This is a genomic window from Pseudomonas sp. FW306-02-D09B (genome assembly GCF_058782685.1).
This window is the reverse complement of the sequence record NZ_JBYSXY010000014.1, coordinates 146032-164502: the sequence shown is the minus strand read 5'-3', so window position 1 is coordinate 164502 and position 18471 is coordinate 146032. Positions and strand designations below refer to the sequence as shown.

Below are 18471 nucleotides of genomic sequence, written 5' to 3'. Positions count from 1 at the left end.
CCTGCAGGAGACTTCAATGACCCGCCCCGCCCCCCTTCGCAAACCCCGCGCACGCAGCCAGGCCCGGATCGACTCGATACTCGACGCCGCCCGCACGCTGCTTGCCGCCGAGGGAGTGGCCAGCCTGTCGATCTACAGCGTGGCCGAACGCGCCGAGATCCCGCCGTCATCGGTCTACCACTTCTTCGCCAGCGTCCCGGCCCTGCTCGAAGCCCTGACCGCCGACGTCCACAGCGCCTTTCGTGCGTGCCTGCAAGAACCGATCGACGTCGACTCGCTGAATGGCTGGCGTGATCTGTCACGACTGGTCGAGCAACGCATGCTCGCCATCTACGACGAAGACGCCGCCGCCCGGCAACTGATCCTCGCTCAGCACGGCCTGACCGAAGTCACCCAGGCCGACCGCCAGCACGACATCGAACTCGGCGACCTGATGCACAAACTCTTCGATCAGCATTTCGAACTGCCGACGCTGCCCAAGGATGTCGATGTGTTTGCGCTGGCCATGGAACTGGGCGACCGAGTCTATGCCCGCTCGGTGCAACAGCACGGGCAGATCACCCCACGCATGGCCGAGGAAGGCATGCGGGTGTTTGATGCTTATCTGGGGCTGTATCTGCCGCCGTACCTGCCCAAGCGCGCTATTCCAGCCTGATTTCCTTGCTGGCCGTGCGGGCCTCTTCGCGAGCAAGCCCGCTCCCACATTTGATCTTCAGCGAACACAGGATTTGTATACGACGTAGATCCAATGTGGGAGCGGGCTTGCTCGCGAAGGCCACACCTCCCATCTCACTGACTCACATACATAAAAAACCCCGAAGGGCTCAAGCCGTCCGGGGCTGTGTGTGACACGCCGATCACAACTTGGCGATCGACACCTCGGTGGATTTCACGAAAGCGATCACTTCGCTGCCAATCGCCAGTTCCAGCTCTTTGACCGAGCGCGTGGTGATGACCGAGGTGACGATGCCAGACGCGGTCTGAACATCGATCTCCGAGAGCACGTCGCCCTCGACGATTTCCTTGATAGTGCCTTTGAACTGGTTGCGAACGTTGATGGCTTTGATCGTCATGATGTTGATTCCTGTCGTTGGGAGAACATTGGGTCAGTGAGCCCAGCGCAACTGCGTGGGCAAGGGTGAAACAGGTTCCGGCGCCGGCGGTGAACCCGGCAGTGACAGCACGCGATTGAGCACTGCAGTTTCCAGCGCTGCCAGCCGATGGGAACCACGAACCCGAGGGCGCGGCAGTTCAACCTGCAGGTCGAGGCCGATTTCGCCTTCTTCGATCAGCAACACCCGGTCGGCAATCGCCACCGCCTCGCTGACGTCGTGGGTCACCAGCAATACGGTAAAACCGTGCTGCTGCCAGAGGCGTTCGATCAGTTGCTGCATTTCAATCCGGGTCAGTGCATCCAGTGCGCCCAGCGGTTCATCGAGCAACAGCAAGCGCGGTTGATGGATCAGCGCACGCGCCAAGGCCACCCGCTGTTTCTGCCCGCCGGACAATGCGGCCGGCCATTCATCGGCGCGATCTGCCAGGCCCACGGCATCCAGTGCGTCCAGCGCCTGCTGGCGCCAATCGCCCTTGAGCCCGAGGCCGACGTTGTCGATGACCTTTTTCCATGGCAGCAAACGCGCCTCCTGGAACATCAACCGGGTGTCTTCGCGCGCCTCATCGAGTGACGCGGAACCGGCCAACAGCTCACCGGCCGTAGGTTGATCAAGCCCCGCCAACAGGCGCAGCAAGGTACTTTTGCCACAGCCGCTACGACCGACCACGGCCACGAACTGACCGGCCGGAATGTGCAGATCGATCTCGCGCAGCACCTGCCGTGCACCAAAGGTTTTTTGCAGTTTGCGCACCACCAGCGGAATTCCGCGCAGCAGGCGTGGAGGTTGTTGCGCCGTCATGCTGCACCGCCCTTAACCACTTGATAGGCCGGATGCCAGCGCAACCAGACCCGCTCCAGACCACGCGCCACGAGGTCGGCCAATTTGCCGAGCACCGCGTACAAAACAATCGCCAGCACCACCACATCCGTCTGCAAGAACTCCCGGGCATTCATCGCCAGGTAGCCGATGCCGGAGCTGGCGGAGATGGTTTCAGCGACGATCAGGGTCAGCCACATGAAGCCCAGGGCAAAGCGCACGCCCACCAGAATCGACGGCAGCGCGCCCGGCAGAATCACCTGACGGAACAGGCTGAAACCGGACAGGCCATAACTACGCGCCATCTCCACCAGTGCCGGGTCAACATTGCGAATGCCGTGATAGGTGTTGAGGTAGATCGGGAACAAGGTCCCCAGCGCCACCAGGAAAATCTTCGCCGACTCATCAATCCCGAACCAGAGGATCACCAGCGGAATCAGCGCCAGATGCGGCACGTTGCGGATCATCTGCACCGAACTGTCGAGCAGGCGTTCGCCCCACTTCGACAGGCCGGTAATGAAACCCAATGCCAGACCGATACCGCCGCCAATCACAAAACCAATGCCGGCGCGCCAGCCGCTGATCGCCAGGTGTTTCCAGATTTCGCCGCTGCGCACCAGGCTCACGCCCGCCTCGATCACCGCGCTGGGGGCCGGCAAAATCCGTGTCGACAACCAGCCCGCCGACACCGACAACTGCCACACCGCCAGTAGCAGCACCGGCAAGGCCCACGGCGCGAGGCTGTGGATAAGCTTTTCCCTTTTCATGGCGCGCCTCAGCTCTGGGACGCGGCTTTGGGAAGAATGTCGTTGGCGACCATCTCGCCGAACGGGCTGACGTAACCGGCGCTTTTCGGCAGCTCGGGACGCTCGATGTCGAGGTGCGGGAACAACAACTCCGCGACCCGATACGATTCCTCCAGATGTGGGTAGCCCGAGAAGATAAAGGTATCGATGCCCAGGTCTGCATATTCCTTGACCCGCGCTGCCACGGTTGGGCCATCGCCGACCAATGCGGTGCCGGCACCGCCACGCACCAGACCGACGCCGGCCCAGAGGTTCGGGCTGACCTCGAGATTGTCGCGGCTGCCGCCGTGCAGAGCAGCCATGCGCTGCTGGCCGACCGAGTCGAAGCGCGCCAACGAGGCTTGGGCGCGGGCGATGGTGTCGTCGTCCAGATGGGAGATCAACCGATCCGCCGCTTGCCAGGCTTCAGCGTTGGTTTCGCGGACAATCACATGCAAACGAATGCCAAAACGCACGGTGCGCCCGAGCTTCGCGGCCTTGGCGCGTACTTGTTCGATTTTCTCGGCGACAGCGGCCGGTGGCTCGCCCCAGGTCAGGACCATTTCGACCTGCTCGGCAGCCAGATCCTGAGCCGCTTCAGAAGAGCCTCCGAAATACAGTGGCGGACGCGGTTGCTGGATCGGCGGATAGAGCAATTTCGCGCCCTTCACGCTGATGTGCTGACCGTCGTAGTCGACCGTCTCGCCTTCCAGCACCCGACGCCAGATCCGGGTGAACTCCACCGAGGCCTGATAGCGTTCTTCGTGACTGAGGAACAATCCATCGCCAGCCAGTTCTTCCGGATCACCACCGGTCACCAGGTTGAACAGCGCACGCCCTCCGGACAAGCGATCCAGGGTCGCCGCCTGGCGCGCGGCCACCGTCGGGGAAATGATCCCGGGGCGCAACGCGACCAGAAACTTCAAGCGCTGGGTGACCGGAATCAGCGATGCAGCCACCAGCCACGAGTCTTCGCATGAACGGCCGGTGGGAATCAGCACCCCGCCGAACCCCAGGCGATCCGCCGCTTGGGCGACTTGCTGCAAATAACCGTGGTCGACGGCGCGAGCGCCTTCGGCGGTGCCAAGGTAATGGCCGTCGCCGTGGGTAGGCAAGAACCAGAAAATATTAAGGCTCATGGAGTGGTCTCCTAAGGAAATCGAATTACGGCGCAGTGGCAACGGCTGCCGGTGGCGTCCAGATCACGTCTTTGATGCTCAAGGGTTTCGGAATCAATTTGAGCTGGTAGAAGCTGTCGGCAATTTTCTGCTGGGCCGCGATCACTTGCGGTGTGAGGAGATGCGCGCCGAAGCCCTGGCGTTTCACTGCGGTCAGGGTGATGTCTGCCGGCAAGTCGAGCAGCGGCGAGACTTGTTGGGTGACTTCTTCAGGGTTGGCTTTGGACCATTCGCCGATGGTGCGGACTTCTTCCACCAGGGCCTTGATCACGGCCGGATGTTTTTCGGCGTAAGGCTTGGTCGCCAGGTAGAACTGATGGTTGTCGACGATGCCGATGCCGTCGCGCAGGGTGCGTGCATGCAGTTGTTGTTCGGCGGCGGCCTGGTACGGGTCCCAGATCACCCAGGCATCGACGCTGCCGCGTTCGAACGCCGCACGGGCATCGGCCGGTGGCAAGAATACGGTTTGAATGTCGGTGTACTTGAGGCCGGCATCTTCCAGTGCGCGTACCAGCAGGTAGTGCACGTTGGAGCCTTTGTTGAGGACGACTTTCTTGCCCTTGAGGTCCTGCACCGATTTGATCGCCGAGTCTTTCGGCACCAAGATCGCTTCGCTGGTTGGCGCGGGTGGCTCGTAAGCGACGTAGAGCAGGTCGGCACCGGCCGCCTGAGCGAACACCGGTGGAGTTTCACCGGTCACGCCGAAATCGATCGAGCCGACGTTCAGCCCTTCGAGCAGTTGCGGGCCGCCGGGGAATTCCGTCCATTGCACGCTAATGCCTTGGTCGGCGAGGCGTTTCTCCAGCGAGCCGCGAGCTTTGAGCAGCACCAGGGTGCCGTACTTTTGATAGCCGATTCGCAAGGTCTCGGCCGCTTGAGCTTGAACAATGACGCCGAAGGACACAGCCGCAGCAAACAGAGCGACCAGACCACGACGCAAAATGACAGTGCGCATAGCGCTCTCCTTTTTGCAGTAGGGTTTTGGCTGCACCTGCTTGCCCGTTAGCGGGCGAGTAAGGCGAGTACATCAAATTCGGGTAAGGCTTAAATGCTCCAGCGAGCACTCAACAAACGTTCATTCAACAGGTTTGGGTCCAGTGGTTTTGGCCGACGGGCCATGGCACTGAAGAACTGCTCCAGCGCCTCAACCAAGCGCTGCTCCAGTGCCGGCGACAACTGCGCCTGCGCACTGCCTTCGCCGTAAGCGATCTGGCTGTCTTCGGCGAAAATCCCGTGGAGCATTTCCTGGGCTTTCAGCGCCGACAGCACCGGCTTGAGCGCGTAATCCACGGCCAGCATGTGGGCGATGCTGCCGCCAGTGGCCATGGGCAGTACAACCTTGTGGCTCAGGGCGCGCTCCGGCAGCAGATCCAGCACGGTTTTCAGTGCGCCGGAAAACGACGCCTTGTAGACCGGCGTGGCAATCAACAAGCCATCAGCGTTTTCAATCTGTTGCAGCAGGTCGACCACCTTCGGGCTGTCGAAGCGCGCGTGCAGCAAGTCTTCGGCCGGGAAGTCCCGTACCTGATAACTCACCACCTCTACGCCTTGTTGCTGCAACCAGCGTTGGGAGCGATCCAGCAGCACCCCGGAGCGGGAGCGTTGGCTGGGACTTCCTCCGAGTGAGACGACCAACATGCGGCTATTCCTTAAGCGTTTCCGGCGATTCGCAGTGTGCGATCTCGCGACAATGGGCAGACCTTACCAGTTGATTTATATATCCATAAATCATATTTATTTATGTATTTATTCTTTAAATGCATATGCAGAAAAACGTTTTCCTGGCGAAAAAAAAGGCCGTCGAAACGGCCTGAAATCCCCTGCTTTGTGGATACGGACAAACCCTTGCAGGAGCAAGGCCTGCCCGCGATGACGTCATCCCTGACGACAGAAACACCGAGTCGTTCTCATCGCGGGCAAGCCTTGCTCCTACAGGGGTGGTATTTCAAATTAGCGATTCGGCTGTGGCGTCAGGCGCAGGTATGGTTTCACTGCGCGGTAGCCTTTAGGGAAGCGTTTGCTGATTTCCTCTTCATCCTTCAACGACGGCACGATCACCACTTCATCTCCGTCCTGCCAATTAGCCGGGGTGGCCACTTTGTAGTTGTCGGTGAGTTGCAACGAGTCGATCACCCGCAGGATCTCGTGGAAGTTGCGTCCGGTACTGGCCGGATAGGTGATGGTCAGGCGAACCTTCTTGTTCGGATCGATGACGAACAGCGAACGCACGGTCAGGGTGTCGTTGGCATTCGGGTGGATCAGGTCATAGAGATCGGAGACCTTGCGGTCGGCGTCGGCGAGGATCGGGAAGTTGACAAGGGTGTTCTGGGTTTCGTTGATGTCTTCGATCCACTTGTGGTGCGAGTCCACCGGGTCGACCGAGAGTGCAATGGCCTTGACGCCGCGCTTGGCGAATTCATCCTTGAGCCTGGCGGTGAACCCCAGCTCCGTGGTGCACACCGGCGTGAAGTCCGCCGGATGGGAAAACAGCACGCCCCAGCTATCGCCCAGCCACTGGTGAAAACGGATGGTGCCGGCGCTGGAATCCTGTTCGAAATCGGGGGCAATATCGCCCAGTCTGAGGCTCATGGTGCTGCTCCTGGTGAGTGCGTGATGAGCCTACTGTGCCTAGTGTCGGCAGCTATGAAAAAGAATAAATATCGATTTATTTAGATCCAAAGTGAATATTAAACATCTGTTCACTGGACGCATACATGAGTAAAGACCACTCTTGGAACCAGGGTTCGAGAAGGCCTTGAGTTGCTGCAAAGAGGGAAGTGAAGGCGGGCCTGCGGGGGTGGGCCCGACTTGAAACGCAAAAGCCCCGCCAGGCTTGCGCCGAGCGGGGCTTTTTATACAGGCTTACAAACGCCTGGGTATTACAACAGCGGGATCGAGTAGCTGACGATCAGGCGGTTTTCGTCCTGGTCGCGCTGACCCGGGATGTCGTTGCGCCACATAGCGTTTTTCCACGCCACGCCCAGGTTCTTAAGCGGGCCTTGTGGAACAACGTAAGCCAGGGTCAGGTCACGTTCCCACTCGGTGGTGCCAGTGCCCACGGTAGCCGTCTTGTCTGCGCCGATTTTACCAGCGGTGTCGATGTTGTTGCCGCGCAGGTAGATGATACCCGCGGTCAGGCCTGGAACACCGACTTTAGCGAAGTCGTAGGCGTAGCGAGCTTGCCAGGTACGTTCGCCGGCACGGGCGAATTTCTGGATCTGCATGTCGGTGATGGTGCTGTTGGACGAGCCGTCACCCTGGTTCAACCAAGGGAAGTCACTGTCACCGTTGCTGTACTGATAGCCACCACCAAAGGTGTGACCTTCAACCGAGTACAGAGCCAGGTAGCTGTACAGATTGTTGTCGACTTTACCCTTGGTGATACCTGTGCCGTAGTCACCCGAAGTGAAGAATGCCGGGTCGCTGCCGTTGGAACCGTTGTCGCGGCTACGGTAGTAGCGCAGGTCACTTTTCAGCACGCCAGGACCGATGGACCAGTTGTGCACCAGACCCAGGAAGTTCTGCGAGTAGAAGTCCTTCAGCTCGCCGTAGTAGTACGACGCGGTCAAGTCCTTGGTGATTTTGTAGTCAGCACCACCGTAGTAGAACTTGTTGCTGAACTTGCCATTGCTGTAGTTGGAGGCGGGGCTGCCGTTCGCACCGGCAAGCGACAGACCTTCGTCGTTGCTGGAGTTACGGCCTTTGGCTTCATTGATCTCGCCGGCAGTCAGGGTCAGGTCCTTGATCTCGTTCGAGACCAGCTCGCCGCCGGTGAAGGTTTGCGCCAGCATACGACCATCGTTGTACTTGATGACCGGGTTATTAGGCTGCAGGGTGCCGACTTTCAGCACGGTCTGCGAAACCTTGACCTTGCCGGTCAGGCCCAGGCTGGCGAAGTCGTTGACGGCTTCGTTGCCCTGGCTCGGGAACACGCTGCCACCAGAAGCGTTACCGGTAGGGTTACCGTGCTTCTCCGGGCTGGAATCCAGTTTCACGCCGTACTGACCAATGGCATCAACACCGAAGCCGACAGTACCTTGGGTGAAGCCCGAGGTGAAGTTGAGCTGGAAGCCTTGCCCAGTCTCTTCAATCTTGCTTGGGGCTTTTGCGGCTTTGGTGTTGGAGTCGCGGTTATCGGTGTTGATGTAGAAAGTACGCAGACCCAGGGTCGCCTTACTGTCTTCGATGAAACCGGCGGCGCTTGCCTGCTGCGCCAAAACCCCTACGGCCACAGCCAGGGCCAAGGTGGACTTATTCATGTTTCGCTCCTCTACGTTTCTAATTTTTGTGCACTTTGGTCCAGGATCTGACGCCCCGGTTCCCATCGATGCGCGATTAGCGCAAGACCGTGACCGATAAGTCAATCGTAAGCAGTCACGTCTACGACCTTGGTCTAATCGCCGTGTTTGGTCCGTTCAGGTTAGTGAATTTCTCATAAACCCAAAAAGAATTATTTATTCATTTTTCATACGATTCGGGAATATAGATCAACACGCCTGAACCGAACCGGATGCTGAGGTATCGGCCCATGAGCTAATTCCTAAATGGTATTTACAAACGCTTCTTTAGTTCCATTCGTGCTCACGTAATTCCTCTTACGTCAATCACGATCAAATAAGCGACGCCATCATGGCGAAACGTGCATCTTCCCGTCAAATTGTTACAGTTTGTATACCGTTGTGATTTTTTTTACCGCCCGTCCGGCAAGCACTGCAACGGGCAACAAAAAGGCAGAAACGATCGACTCATTACCTTGGTCGGTTAGTACCTGGGGCAAAGTCTAGGCGCCGCAGGTTACAGAGTCTTTTCGAAGATCTTCGAATTACGCTGATAGTTGTACAGCGAGGCCCGGGCCGACGGCAGGCGCTCGACGCTGCTGGGCACAAAGCCACGCTCGCGGAACCAGTGCGCAGTCCGGGTAGTGAGGACGAACAGGGTTTTGAGCCCCTGAGCACGAGCCCGGGTCTCGATCCGTTCCAGCAATTCATCACCACGGCCGCCATGGCGGTATTCCGGGTTTACCGCCAGACAGGCCAGTTCCCCGGCATCCGAGTCAGCGATCTGATACAACGCCGCACAGGCGATGATCATGCCTTCACGCTCAACCACGCTGAACTGCTCGATTTCGCGCTCCAGCACTTCGCGTGAGCGACGCACCAGAATCCCCTGCTCTTCCAGCGGACTGATCAGATCCAGCAAACCACCGACGTCTTCGATAGCCGCTTCGCGTACTACCTCGAACTGCTCCTGGGCCACCAGCGTCCCGCCACCGTCACGGGTGAAGAGTTCAGTCAGCAGCGCGCCGTCTTCGGCATAACTGACAATATGGCTACGGCCCACACCACCACGGCAAGCTTCGGCCGCCGCATCCAGCAACTCGGCCTGATAGTTCGAGCCCAGACGCTGCAAGTGCGCCGGCACCTGTTGTGGACGCAGCTCGCGGACCAGACGGCCGTTTTCATCGATCAGCCCCGGGTCCGCGCCGAACAGCAGCAGCTTGTCGGCGCCCAGATCGATGGCGGCGCGAGTGGCGACGTCTTCGCAGGCCAGGTTGAAGATTTCCCCGGTCGGCGAGTAGCCCAGCGGTGACAGCAATACGATAGAGCGCTCATCCAGCAAACGGTTGATGCCCTTGCGGTCGACCCGACGCACTTCGCCGGTGTGGTGATAGTCGATACCTTCGAGCACACCGATCGGCCGTGCGGTCACCAGATTGCCGCCAGCCACCCGCAGACGCGAGCCCTGCATCGGCGAAGACGCCATGTCCATCGACAAGCGTGCCTCGATGGCAATACGCAGTTGCCCCACCGCATCGATCACGCACTCCAGGGTCGCCGCATCGGTGATGCGCATCCCGTGGTGGTAATGCGGAGTCAGGCCACGTGCGGCGAGACGGGTTTCAATTTGCGGACGCGAACCGTGAACCAATACCAGCCGCACACCCAGGCTGTGCAGCAGCACCAGGTCGTGGACGATATTGCCGAAGTTCGGATGCTCGACGCCGTCGCCGGGCAGCATGACGACGAAGGTGCAGTCGCGGTGAGCATTGATGTAAGGGGAAGCGTGACGAAGCCAGTTAACGTATTCGGGCATAACACCTGCGCCTGTAACAAATAGCAGCCGATAAAAAGGACGAAGCAAAACGCACAGCGGGCTGGTGGTTATCGTCGGAACAGGCTTGGCGACACGCGCGTTCTCCTCATGAATACAGGTTGGGTGCCCCGGGATTTATCAAGCCGGGGTCAGGCAGTAGTGTTCGATCAGTTGACGTAATAGATGCACGGTAGGCTGCAAACGTGACATTTCAAGGTATTCCCCAGGTTGGTGGGCGCAGGCGATATCGCCTGGGCCAAGCACCAATGTCTCGCAGCCAAGACGCTGAAGATAAGGCGCTTCAGTGCCGAACGCTACTGCTTCGGCAAGGTGGCCGGTGAGTCTTTCGGCGACCTGCACCAGTTCCGAGTCGGCCGCCTGCTCGAACGGCGGCACTTCAGGGAACAGCGGAGCGTAATCGATCTTTACCTGATGGAGCTCGGCGACCGGTTCGAGTTTCTGCCGGATCGCCGCACGCAATGCGTTCGGGTCCATGCCCGGCAAGGGCCGCAGGTCAAATTCCAGCGAGCATTGACCGCAGATCCGGTTCGGGTTGTCGCCACCGTGGATGCAGCCGAAATTCAGTGTCGGTTGCGGCACGCTGAACTGCGGATTGTGAAACTCGCGCTGCCATTGCAGGCGCAAGCCGCGTAACTCGCCCATCGCATCGTGCATGGCCTCCAGAGCACTATGGCCCAGGCGCGGGTCGGACGAATGGCCGCTCTGACCGAGAATGTCGATGCGTTCCATCATCACGCCTTTATGCATACGGATCGGTTTCAAGCCAGTTGGCTCACCGATCACCGCTACCCTGCCCAATGGACGGCCGGCAGCAGCCAAGGCCCGGGCACCCGCCATGGAGCTTTCTTCATCACAGGTGGCGAGGATCATCAGCGGCTGCTTGAACGGTTTGTCCAGCAGCGGCAACACGGCTTCGATGACCAGCGCGAAAAAACCCTTCATGTCGCAACTGCCGAGGCCGACCCAACGACCATCGACTTCGGTCAGTTTCAGCGGATCGGTCTGCCACAGCGCGCCGTCGAACGGTACCGTGTCGCTGTGCCCGGCCAGTACCAGCCCGCCGGGACCGCTGCCAAAACTGGCGAGCAAGTTGAATTTTCCGGGGCTGACTTGCTGGATATCACACGAAAAGCCCAGGTCACCAAGCCAGGTCGCCAGCAAATCAATGACCGCGCGATTGGATTGATCGAGGCTGGGTTGGGTGCAGCTGACGGACGGTGCGGCGATCAGCGCAGCGAACTGATCTTTCATGGACGGCAAAGGCATCGCTGACTCCCAACTCCCAAGATGAACCCTCATCATAGAGCCATCCTGCGGCAGGAATAAACCGTCGCGGCGCGTAGGTTTAATGAGTGCTGTACACTGCACGGCCTTGGCAGCCACACATTCCCCCGGCTGCGCTCCCGATCCTGGATTTTCCGGCCATGCAGAAAGAAACCGAAATCAAACTCCGCGTCAGCCGCGAAACCCTCGCCGCCCTGCGCGAGCACCCGCTACTGAAAAAACGCAACAAAAGTGGCTGGGAACGCCGTGAGTTGATGAACCAGTACTTCGACACGCCAGAACGTGACCTGGCCCGCGCCAAGGTCGCCCTGCGCCTGCGCCGCGATGGCGAAGAAGTCATTCAAACACTCAAGACCCGCGGCCACAGTGTCGCCGGTCTGTCCGAGCGTAACGAATACGACTGGAATCTGCCCAAAGCCAAGCTCGACGTGAAGAAACTCGACGGCGAATGCTGGCCCGAAGAGCTGGCCGAACTGGACAAGAAAACCCTGAAGGCCATTTTCACCACTGATTTCGTGCGCGAACGCGCAGAAATCGCCTGGGGCCGTGGCAAGACCAAAGTGGTCATCGAAGCCGCACTGGACCTGGGCAACGTGATTGCCGGCAAGCAGAAAGAAGAGATCTGCGAACTCGAGCTGGAGCTGCGCGAAGGCGAGCCCGCGGCATTGCTGGAACTGGCCGCCGAACTGGCCGCGACCCTGGCGCTGATGCCATGCGATATCAGCAAAGCCGAGCGCGGCTACCGCCTGTTCGACGCCAACAGTTATTCATTGAGCCTGCCGGCGCCGGAGTTGACCTTCGAACTGCCGCTGGACGACGCGTTCGCCGCATTGAGCTGGCACTTGCTGGGCAGCAGCCAGCGTCTGGCCGAGCAATATCGCTTCAACGGCCACTGGCGCCTGCTGCAGGACTGGGTCGAAAACCTGGCTGAATTGCGTGCGCTGCTCAGCAGCCTGGGTCAAGCCGCACCACGTCAGTCGACTCACGACTTGCGCGTGGCGCTGGATGCCTTGCTGGAAGACTGGCGTCCGTTGGTACAGGCTGGCCTGGACGACGAAGACGTGCGCAAAGCCGCGCCGGAGCAGTTCCTTGAAGAACTCGAAGACCCGCGCTGGGGCCAGTTCTCGCTGAACACCTCGCGCTGGTTGCTGGCCCGCACCTGGACTGCCGATCGCAACGTTCGCGGCAATCGCCAAGGTGCTGCGCAACTGGGTAACTGGTTGCCGCGCCTGCTGGGCGAAGAAGCGACGTCCCTGCAATTGCAGCGCTATCAGCAACAGCCGGAAGATCTGGCCGAGCAACTGCCGCGTATTGAACGCATCCAGGCCTGGCTGCACCATGCCCGCAACGTGCTGGACATCCCGGAAATGGATCGCCTGTACGGTGAACTGAACAAACTCGCGCAACTGGCCAATGAGCCGATCACCGACGAAGTGCTGGACGCACGCAAGCAGCAGGCAATTGCGGTGTATCAGAACCGCGCATGGAAGATGTTGTTGCGTATGTAATCCCACCTGAGGCGAGTGAATACCTGTGGCGAGGGGGCTTGTCGGAACGCCGCACCGCCTCGTTCGGTTGCGCAGCGGCCGCAAACCCGGTGTCCGTGTAATGCCTGATTCACCGCGTTGGTCGGGTTTGGGAGTCCTGCGGCCTCCAACGGGGGCAAGCCCCCTCGCCACAAGCACCCTTTAGCCACACACTCACACCGCCTCAGCGCAACACCGGTAAACTCGTCGTGGACTTGATCTCCGACAAGGCCACGATCGAGTTGACCTCCTGAATCCCCGGCACCATCGACAGCTTCTCGAAGAAGAAGCGCTCATAGGCTTCGATGTCTGCCGTGACGATCCGCAACAGAAAATCCACCGCGCCCATCAGCACATAACACTCCAGCACCTCCGGAAAACCGCGAATCGCCTCGGTGAACTCCGTGAAGTTCGAACGCCCGTGGGCGTTGAGTTTGATTTCGGCGAAGATTTGCGTGTTGAGGCCGATTTTCTTGCGATCGAGCAAGGTCACCTGCCCACGAATAACCCCCTCCTCCTTCATCCGCTGAATGCGCCGCCAGCACGGCGACTGCGATAACCCGACCTGCTCGGCAATCTGCGCACTGGAAAGCGAGGCATCCTCTTGCAGCAGTGCCAGAATCCGGCGGTCATACGCGTCAAGCTCGCTATGCATAGAAAAACCCGTAAAGACATTATTTGAGAATTGAACAAGTCGATTTAAAGCCAATTAACCCCATCATAGATAAGAAATACCCGGTACCACATGTAAAAATTTCTCCAGTGTTTTGGAGACCGACCATGCCCCCGCTCGAAGCCGTCAGCAACACCCCTACCCGCGCCGATGTATGGAATGTCAGTAATGCGCATTGTCGCGTGCACTACCAACTGCTGGCCGAGGCCGAACCGGACGTGTTGTGTCGTGCGCTGAATCTGTTCGCGTTGCAGTTTCTGGTGCCGCAACAGGTCAATGTGCTGCGCGACGACGACCTGCTGTCGATCGGTATTGTCATGGACGGCTTGAGCTGGCACCGCGCCCAGGTCATCGCGGAAAAATTACGTAACCTGATCAGTGTCTGCTCGGTGGAACTGCAAGCGGCTGATTCGCAACGGGTTCAGCTTGCCCAAGCCACCGGTTGAAGCGCCCCGGTAAAGACTCGCAACGATGAATCGGCCGACAACCGAACGGCCGGTCCTTGCGGGGACTATTCTTGGCATCTGTGGTCAGAGACGCACCTGTCTACACCGCACGTGCAGGATCGTTTCCATAAGGAGCCCGGATGCCCGTTCAACTCGCCACTCAGGATCGCTGGCTGGATCTCAATGACCTGCTGCGCGAACTGGTCGCCCAAGGCTTCATCAGCCAGGACTCGGCCGAACACGCGCTGACCACTCGCCGCAATGCCAGCAACAGCCAGTTGCACCCGCTGGAGTTCCTTGCCAGCCAACACCTCGACGACCTCAGCCGCCCCGGTAAACGCCTGGATCTGGAAAGCCTGACCCTGTGGCTCTCGCAGCAGGCCGGCCAGCCTTACTTACGCATCGACCCGCTGAAAATAAACGTCGCGCAAATTACCTCGCTGATGTCTTACGCCTTTGCCCAGCGCCACAAGATCCTCGCGGTAGCGATCGACCGCGACGCCGTCACTGTCGCTAGCGCGCAGCCTTATGTGCGCAGCTGGGAAGCCGACCTGACCCACGTTCTACAGTTGCCGATCAAACGGGTAGTGGCCAACCCGGCGGATATCCAGCGCTTCAGCGTGGAATTCTTCCGCCTGGCCAAGTCGGTCAGCGGCGCGACCAATGCCGATCAGCAAATGAACACCCTGGGCAACTTCGAACAGTTGCTCAACCTCGGCGCCAGCGATCAGGAACCGGACGCCAACGACGCGCACATCGTCAACATCGTCGACTGGTTGTTCCAGTACGCTTTCCAGCAACGCGCCAGTGATATCCACATCGAACCACGGCGTGAGCAAGGCACCGTGCGCTTTCGCATCGACGGCGTATTGCACAACGTCTATCAATTTCCACCGCAGGTGACCATGGCGATCGTCAGTCGCCTGAAGAGCCTGGGGCGGATGAACGTTGCAGAAAAGCGCAAACCCCAGGATGGCCGGGTCAAGACCAAGACTCCAGACGGCGGCGAAGTAGAGTTGCGGCTGTCGACGCTACCCACGGCATTCGGGGAAAAAATGGTCATGCGGATCTTCGATCCGGAAGTGCTGCTCAAGGACTTCGACCAGCTCGGGTTTTCCGCCGATGATCTGCGCCGCTGGCAGGACATGACCCGCCAGCCCAACGGCATCATTCTGGTCACCGGGCCGACCGGTTCGGGCAAGACCAGCACGCTCTACACCACACTGAAAAAACTCGCGACGCCAGAGATCAACCTCTGCACCATCGAAGACCCGATTGAAATGGTCGAGCCGGCGTTCAATCAGATGCAGGTCCAGCACAACATCGACCTGACCTTTGCCAGCGGCGTGCGCGCGCTGATGCGACAAGATCCGGACATCATCATGATCGGCGAGATCCGCGACCTCGAAACCGCCGAAATGGCTATTCAGGCGGCACTCACCGGGCACCTGGTGTTGTCGACCCTGCACACCAACGACGCACCGAGCGCCATCAGCCGCTTACTGGAACTCGGCGTGCCGCATTACCTGATCAAAGCCACCCTGCTGGGAGTCATGGCGCAACGTCTGGTCCGTACGCTGTGCCCGCACTGCAAGGCACCGCTGACGCTGGGCGAAGACGATTGGCAAACCTTGACCCGTCCCTGGCAAGCACCGCTGCCAGGCAACGCCCAACGCGCGATTGGCTGCCTGGAATGCCGCGACACCGGTTATCGCGGACGCGCCGGTGTCTACGAAATCATGCAAATGACCGACAGCGTCAAAGCCCTGATCAACCCCGACACCGACCTGCTCGCAGTCCGTCGCCAGGCATTCAAGGAAGGCATGCGCAGCCTGCGGCTATCGGGTGCGCAAAAAGTCGCGGCGGGGCTGACGACGATTGAGGAGGTACTGCGAGTGACGCCGCAGAGTGAGCAAAAATAAGGCATTACCAGTCGAGCACACCCAATCCGGCATTGGGCTTGATCCACTTCACGATACCGTCGGTGCTGCGTTGCAATATCGAGCGCCCAGCCCTCAACGTTTCACCCGTACGCCGGTTGAGCGCGGAATATGACTTGCTAGGGCTGAACATCAGGGTGTGCGGCGTATCCTGACGAACCCTCATTCCTTTAGGGTATTGCCAATCACCCAGGGTCATTTCTTCTGCCAGTTGCCCGTCCCAGCGCTCGGGTTGCCGACTCTCGTCCAGTTTTAGGGTCACGACCGACAGCGCTATGCCCTGGACAACCACCGAAGGTGACGCCAAACCTACGGTTTGCACACTGTATTGGCCGTCGTACCGGTTCACTTCGCTGCGGTAGGGCCATGTCACCCCGGCCACCTTGGCACCGTGCGCCAATGTACAAGAAGTGAAACGCCAGCGACTGGGTTGCAGGCGATCTTCATCGGCGATGTCCAGCATCACCCAGGTACCACCCGCGCAGGGCCAACCATCCACGACTTGATCGCTAGCCAGCAACATCTTTGATAAAGGGCCGCTGCCATACATCTGTAACGCCGTGATCTGTACGCCCATGATCATGTGCGGCGCGGCAAACTCGGCGTAATCGAGGCTTCGCAATCCGTGGAGTTGCGGCTGACCGTCCGGGCCCAATGGTTCCAGCGCCTTCAGATGCAGCTGCGTGCCCGCAGGTAATTGCAAACCATCGAGCTGCGCGTCTTGCTCAAGTCGCGGGTTGAGGGCCTTATCCCGCTCAGCGTCTCGATGTATTTTCCACAACGTGCAGATAACGACGGCCGCGCAGACTAGCGCGAGAAAACCGAATCTACGGGGTTGGCGCAACATCTGACGGCGCCAGCCAGGCAACAGCAAAGCGATCAACAACGCGGGCAGCCCGATAAAGGACAGGAACACCACATTCAACAGGGTCACATAAATCATTGCGCCAAAAATCAAGGGAAGCATCCGTGCATCAATAACAATCGGTCATGGTGTCAAACAACCCTGAGCCGTTCCAGTCAACGTGGATCAGTTGCCGAAATGAAAGCTTTTATGTCGCTCGATGATGCAAGGGGCGACTCATCGGTTTTTATACCCGACCCGCACCGCTACACTCCTGTGAATGCAACTTCGTTGGTCCACACATCAACAGGGAATCGTTATGCAAACCGGTAGCGTACTTTTACTTTTCCTCGGCCTTGTCGTCGCCATCCTGTTCATGGGTTTCAAGGTCGTGCCTCAGGGTTACCAGTGGACGGTCGAGCGTTTTGGCCGGTACACCGACACCCTCAAGCCGGGTCTGAACATCATCATTCCGGTGATGGACCGCATCGGGCGCAAGATCAACGTGATGGAAAACGTGCTGGATATCCCACCGCAGGAAGTCATTACCGCCGACAACGCCACGGTGCAGATCGATGCCGTGTGTTTCTTCCAGGTGGTCAACACGGCTCAGGCAGCGTACGAGGTGAATAACCTTGAGCATGCTATCCGTAACCTGCTGCAAACCAACATCCGTACGGTGCTCGGCTCGATGGAACTGGACGCGATGCTCAGTCAACGTGACGCCATCAACGAAAAACTGCTGCGCACGGTCGATGAAGCGACCGCGCCATGGGGCATCAAGATCACCCGGATCGAGATCAAGGACATCAGCCCGCCAGCCGACCTGATGGCTGCGATGTCCGGCCAGATGAAAGCCGAACGGATCAAACGAGCGCAAATTCTCGAAGCCGAAGGCCTGCGAGCCTCGGCGATTCTCACCGCCGAGGGCAAGAAGCAGGCGCAGATTCTCGAAGCAGAAGGTAGCCGTCAGGCCGCCTTCCTCGAATCCGAAGCCCGCGAACGTCAGGCCGAAGCTGAAGCGCGCGCAACCAAAGTCGTGTCCGAAGCGATTGCCAGCGGCAACGTGCAGGCGGTGAACTACTTCGTCGCGCAAAAATACATCGACGCCCTGGGCAAGCTCGCCTCGGCCAACAACAGCAAAGTGATCCTGATGCCGCTCGAAGCCAGCCAGGTGATCGGCGCAGTCGGCGGTATCGGCGAGATCGTCAAGGCCACGTTCGACGGCAAGAAGGCCTGAGGCGCGACTTATGTGGGCATTCCTGCAACATTTATCGTTCTGGGACTGGTTGGCACTGGGCACGATCCTGTTGATTCTCGAGGTGTTCGGCGCTGGCGGCTATTTGTTGTGGATCGGCCTCGCAGCTGCGGCAGTAGGTGTGCTGACGTTCCTGATTCCGGGCTTGCCATGGGAACTACAGCTCCTGCTGTTCGGCGTGTTGTCGATCCTCACCGCCCTGTACTGGTGGCAACGCCAGCGCAGCGCGGTGCGGACCAGTGATCAGCCGAACCTCAACCTGCGCGGGCAGGATCTGATCGGCAGGGTCTTTGTGGTGCATCAGGCGATCATCAATGGACGCGGCAAAATCAAGGTCGCCGACGGCGTCTGGATGGCCAGGGGGCCTGACGCTCCAGCGGGTTCCAGGGTTCGCGTCACGGGGCTGGACGGGGTGGTCATCCTGGTCGAACACGCCGATTGAAGGCTACGGAACTCGTTTGGGGTATTGGCAATCCAAGGTGCCAGAAATCC

The 18471-nt window shown here is 59.4% G+C and carries 18 protein-coding genes; 6 read left to right on the top strand and 12 right to left on the bottom strand.

Going from position 1 to position 18471, the window contains the following annotated elements; translation table 11 throughout:
• Positions 1-16: 16 nt before the first annotated feature.
• Positions 17-655: a TetR/AcrR family transcriptional regulator gene (locus AC3WK5_RS22250; protein WP_103317767.1), complete on the top strand. Its 639-nt coding sequence runs from the start codon at positions 17-19 to the stop codon at positions 653-655.
• 202 nt (positions 656-857) lie between these two features.
• Here the strand turns inward: AC3WK5_RS22250 and AC3WK5_RS22245 are convergent, their stop codons facing one another.
• From AC3WK5_RS22245 to argE, 10 genes are all read right to left on the bottom strand, one after another.
• Positions 858-1073, bottom strand: coding sequence for a TOBE domain-containing protein (locus tag AC3WK5_RS22245; RefSeq protein ID WP_003177394.1), 216 nt, complete (start codon positions 1071-1073; stop codon positions 858-860).
• A gap of 33 nt (positions 1074-1106) precedes the next feature.
• Positions 1107-1913 (bottom strand): aliphatic sulfonates ABC transporter ATP-binding protein, encoded by an 807-nt coding sequence (gene ssuB, locus AC3WK5_RS22240; RefSeq protein WP_103317769.1) that lies wholly within the window; start codon positions 1911-1913, stop codon positions 1107-1109.
• Positions 1910-2698, bottom strand: coding sequence for an aliphatic sulfonate ABC transporter permease SsuC (gene ssuC / locus AC3WK5_RS22235; RefSeq protein ID WP_103317771.1), 789 nt, complete (start codon positions 2696-2698; stop codon positions 1910-1912). The genes ssuB and ssuC overlap by 4 nt, the downstream gene beginning before the upstream one ends.
• Positions 2699-2706: 8 nt before the next feature.
• Positions 2707-3855 carry an FMNH2-dependent alkanesulfonate monooxygenase gene (ssuD, locus tag AC3WK5_RS22230; protein ID WP_007939251.1) on the bottom strand — a complete coding sequence of 383 codons (1149 nt, stop codon included), beginning with the start codon at positions 3853-3855 and terminating at the stop codon, positions 2707-2709.
• 25 nt (positions 3856-3880) lie between these two features.
• Entirely contained in the window at positions 3881-4849 is a 969-nt protein-coding gene (locus AC3WK5_RS22225; protein WP_103317773.1) for a sulfonate ABC transporter substrate-binding protein, read from the bottom strand.
• A gap of 89 nt (positions 4850-4938) precedes the next feature.
• A complete protein-coding gene (gene ssuE, locus AC3WK5_RS22220) occupies positions 4939-5532 on the bottom strand; it encodes an NADPH-dependent FMN reductase (RefSeq protein WP_054594551.1) in 594 nt (197 codons plus the stop codon).
• A gap of 312 nt (positions 5533-5844) precedes the next feature.
• A complete protein-coding gene (locus tag AC3WK5_RS22215) occupies positions 5845-6483 on the bottom strand; it encodes a peroxiredoxin (protein ID WP_054594552.1) in 639 nt (212 codons plus the stop codon).
• Positions 6484-6773: 290 nt separating this feature from the next.
• Positions 6774-8153 carry an OprD family porin gene (locus tag AC3WK5_RS22210; RefSeq protein WP_103317775.1) on the bottom strand — a complete coding sequence of 460 codons (1380 nt, stop codon included), beginning with the start codon at positions 8151-8153 and terminating at the stop codon, positions 6774-6776.
• 535 nt (positions 8154-8688) lie between these two features.
• Positions 8689-9987, bottom strand: coding sequence for an amino-acid N-acetyltransferase (gene argA / locus AC3WK5_RS22205; protein WP_054594554.1), 1299 nt, complete (start codon positions 9985-9987; stop codon positions 8689-8691).
• Positions 9988-10125: 138 nt separating this feature from the next.
• The gene (gene argE, locus AC3WK5_RS22200; protein ID WP_103317777.1) at positions 10126-11274 is read right to left on the bottom strand and encodes an acetylornithine deacetylase; all 1149 of its coding nucleotides are present in this window, start codon (positions 11272-11274) and stop codon (positions 10126-10128) included.
• A gap of 158 nt (positions 11275-11432) precedes the next feature.
• Between argE and AC3WK5_RS22195 the strand changes: the two genes are divergently transcribed.
• Complete coding sequence (locus tag AC3WK5_RS22195) at positions 11433-12800, top strand: CYTH domain-containing protein (RefSeq protein ID WP_103317779.1); 1368 nt, start codon at positions 11433-11435, stop codon at positions 12798-12800.
• Between the two features lie 202 nt (positions 12801-13002).
• On the opposite strand, the gene AC3WK5_RS22190 is transcribed toward AC3WK5_RS22195, so the two are convergent.
• The gene (locus tag AC3WK5_RS22190; RefSeq protein ID WP_054594557.1) at positions 13003-13473 is read right to left on the bottom strand and encodes an Lrp/AsnC family transcriptional regulator; all 471 of its coding nucleotides are present in this window, start codon (positions 13471-13473) and stop codon (positions 13003-13005) included.
• A gap of 125 nt (positions 13474-13598) precedes the next feature.
• On the opposite strand from AC3WK5_RS22190, the gene AC3WK5_RS22185 reads away from it, so the two are divergent.
• Positions 13599-13937: an ACT-like domain-containing protein gene (locus AC3WK5_RS22185; protein WP_103317781.1), complete on the top strand. Its 339-nt coding sequence runs from the start codon at positions 13599-13601 to the stop codon at positions 13935-13937.
• A 140-nt stretch (positions 13938-14077) separates the two neighbouring features.
• The gene (tfpB, locus tag AC3WK5_RS22180) at positions 14078-15859 is read left to right on the top strand and encodes a type IV pilus assembly ATPase TfpB (protein WP_103317784.1); all 1782 of its coding nucleotides are present in this window, start codon (positions 14078-14080) and stop codon (positions 15857-15859) included.
• Between the two features lie 4 nt (positions 15860-15863).
• Here the strand turns inward: tfpB and AC3WK5_RS22175 are convergent, their stop codons facing one another.
• Complete coding sequence (locus AC3WK5_RS22175; RefSeq protein WP_103317786.1) at positions 15864-16844, bottom strand: hypothetical protein; 981 nt, start codon at positions 16842-16844, stop codon at positions 15864-15866.
• Between the two features lie 196 nt (positions 16845-17040).
• On the opposite strand from AC3WK5_RS22175, the gene AC3WK5_RS22170 reads away from it, so the two are divergent.
• Together AC3WK5_RS22170 and AC3WK5_RS22165 are read left to right on the top strand one after the other, a co-directional pair.
• Positions 17041-17961: an SPFH domain-containing protein gene (locus tag AC3WK5_RS22170; RefSeq protein ID WP_103317788.1), complete on the top strand. Its 921-nt coding sequence runs from the start codon at positions 17041-17043 to the stop codon at positions 17959-17961.
• Between the two features lie 10 nt (positions 17962-17971).
• The gene (locus AC3WK5_RS22165) at positions 17972-18421 is read left to right on the top strand and encodes an NfeD family protein (RefSeq protein WP_103317791.1); all 450 of its coding nucleotides are present in this window, start codon (positions 17972-17974) and stop codon (positions 18419-18421) included.
• Positions 18422-18471 lie beyond the last annotated feature (50 nt).

Excerpts from the sequence above, each read along its gene's own strand:
- AC3WK5_RS22250 (WP_103317767.1), top strand. The coding sequence starts at position 17 with ATGACCCGCCCCGCCCCCCTTCGCAAACCCCGCGCACGCAGCCAGGCC.
- AC3WK5_RS22245 (WP_003177394.1), bottom strand. The coding sequence starts at position 1,073 with ATGACGATCAAAGCCATCAACGTTCGCAACCAGTTCAAAGGCACTATC.
- ssuB (WP_103317769.1), bottom strand. The coding sequence starts at position 1,913 with ATGACGGCGCAACAACCTCCACGCCTGCTGCGCGGAATTCCGCTGGTG.
- ssuC (WP_103317771.1), bottom strand. The coding sequence starts at position 2,698 with ATGAAAAGGGAAAAGCTTATCCACAGCCTCGCGCCGTGGGCCTTGCCG.
- ssuD (WP_007939251.1), bottom strand. The coding sequence starts at position 3,855 with ATGAGCCTTAATATTTTCTGGTTCTTGCCTACCCACGGCGACGGCCAT.
- AC3WK5_RS22225 (WP_103317773.1), bottom strand. The coding sequence starts at position 4,849 with ATGCGCACTGTCATTTTGCGTCGTGGTCTGGTCGCTCTGTTTGCTGCG.
- ssuE (WP_054594551.1), bottom strand. The coding sequence starts at position 5,532 with ATGTTGGTCGTCTCACTCGGAGGAAGTCCCAGCCAACGCTCCCGCTCC.
- AC3WK5_RS22215 (WP_054594552.1), bottom strand. The coding sequence starts at position 6,483 with ATGAGCCTCAGACTGGGCGATATTGCCCCCGATTTCGAACAGGATTCC.
- AC3WK5_RS22210 (WP_103317775.1), bottom strand. The coding sequence starts at position 8,153 with ATGAATAAGTCCACCTTGGCCCTGGCTGTGGCCGTAGGGGTTTTGGCG.
- argA (WP_054594554.1), bottom strand. The coding sequence starts at position 9,987 with ATGCCCGAATACGTTAACTGGCTTCGTCACGCTTCCCCTTACATCAAT.
- argE (WP_103317777.1), bottom strand. The coding sequence starts at position 11,274 with ATGCCTTTGCCGTCCATGAAAGATCAGTTCGCTGCGCTGATCGCCGCA.
- AC3WK5_RS22195 (WP_103317779.1), top strand. The coding sequence starts at position 11,433 with ATGCAGAAAGAAACCGAAATCAAACTCCGCGTCAGCCGCGAAACCCTC.
- AC3WK5_RS22190 (WP_054594557.1), bottom strand. The coding sequence starts at position 13,473 with ATGCATAGCGAGCTTGACGCGTATGACCGCCGGATTCTGGCACTGCTG.
- AC3WK5_RS22185 (WP_103317781.1), top strand. The coding sequence starts at position 13,599 with ATGCCCCCGCTCGAAGCCGTCAGCAACACCCCTACCCGCGCCGATGTA.
- tfpB (WP_103317784.1), top strand. The coding sequence starts at position 14,078 with ATGCCCGTTCAACTCGCCACTCAGGATCGCTGGCTGGATCTCAATGAC.
- AC3WK5_RS22175 (WP_103317786.1), bottom strand. The coding sequence starts at position 16,844 with ATGCTTCCCTTGATTTTTGGCGCAATGATTTATGTGACCCTGTTGAAT.
- AC3WK5_RS22170 (WP_103317788.1), top strand. The coding sequence starts at position 17,041 with ATGCAAACCGGTAGCGTACTTTTACTTTTCCTCGGCCTTGTCGTCGCC.
- AC3WK5_RS22165 (WP_103317791.1), top strand. The coding sequence starts at position 17,972 with ATGTGGGCATTCCTGCAACATTTATCGTTCTGGGACTGGTTGGCACTG.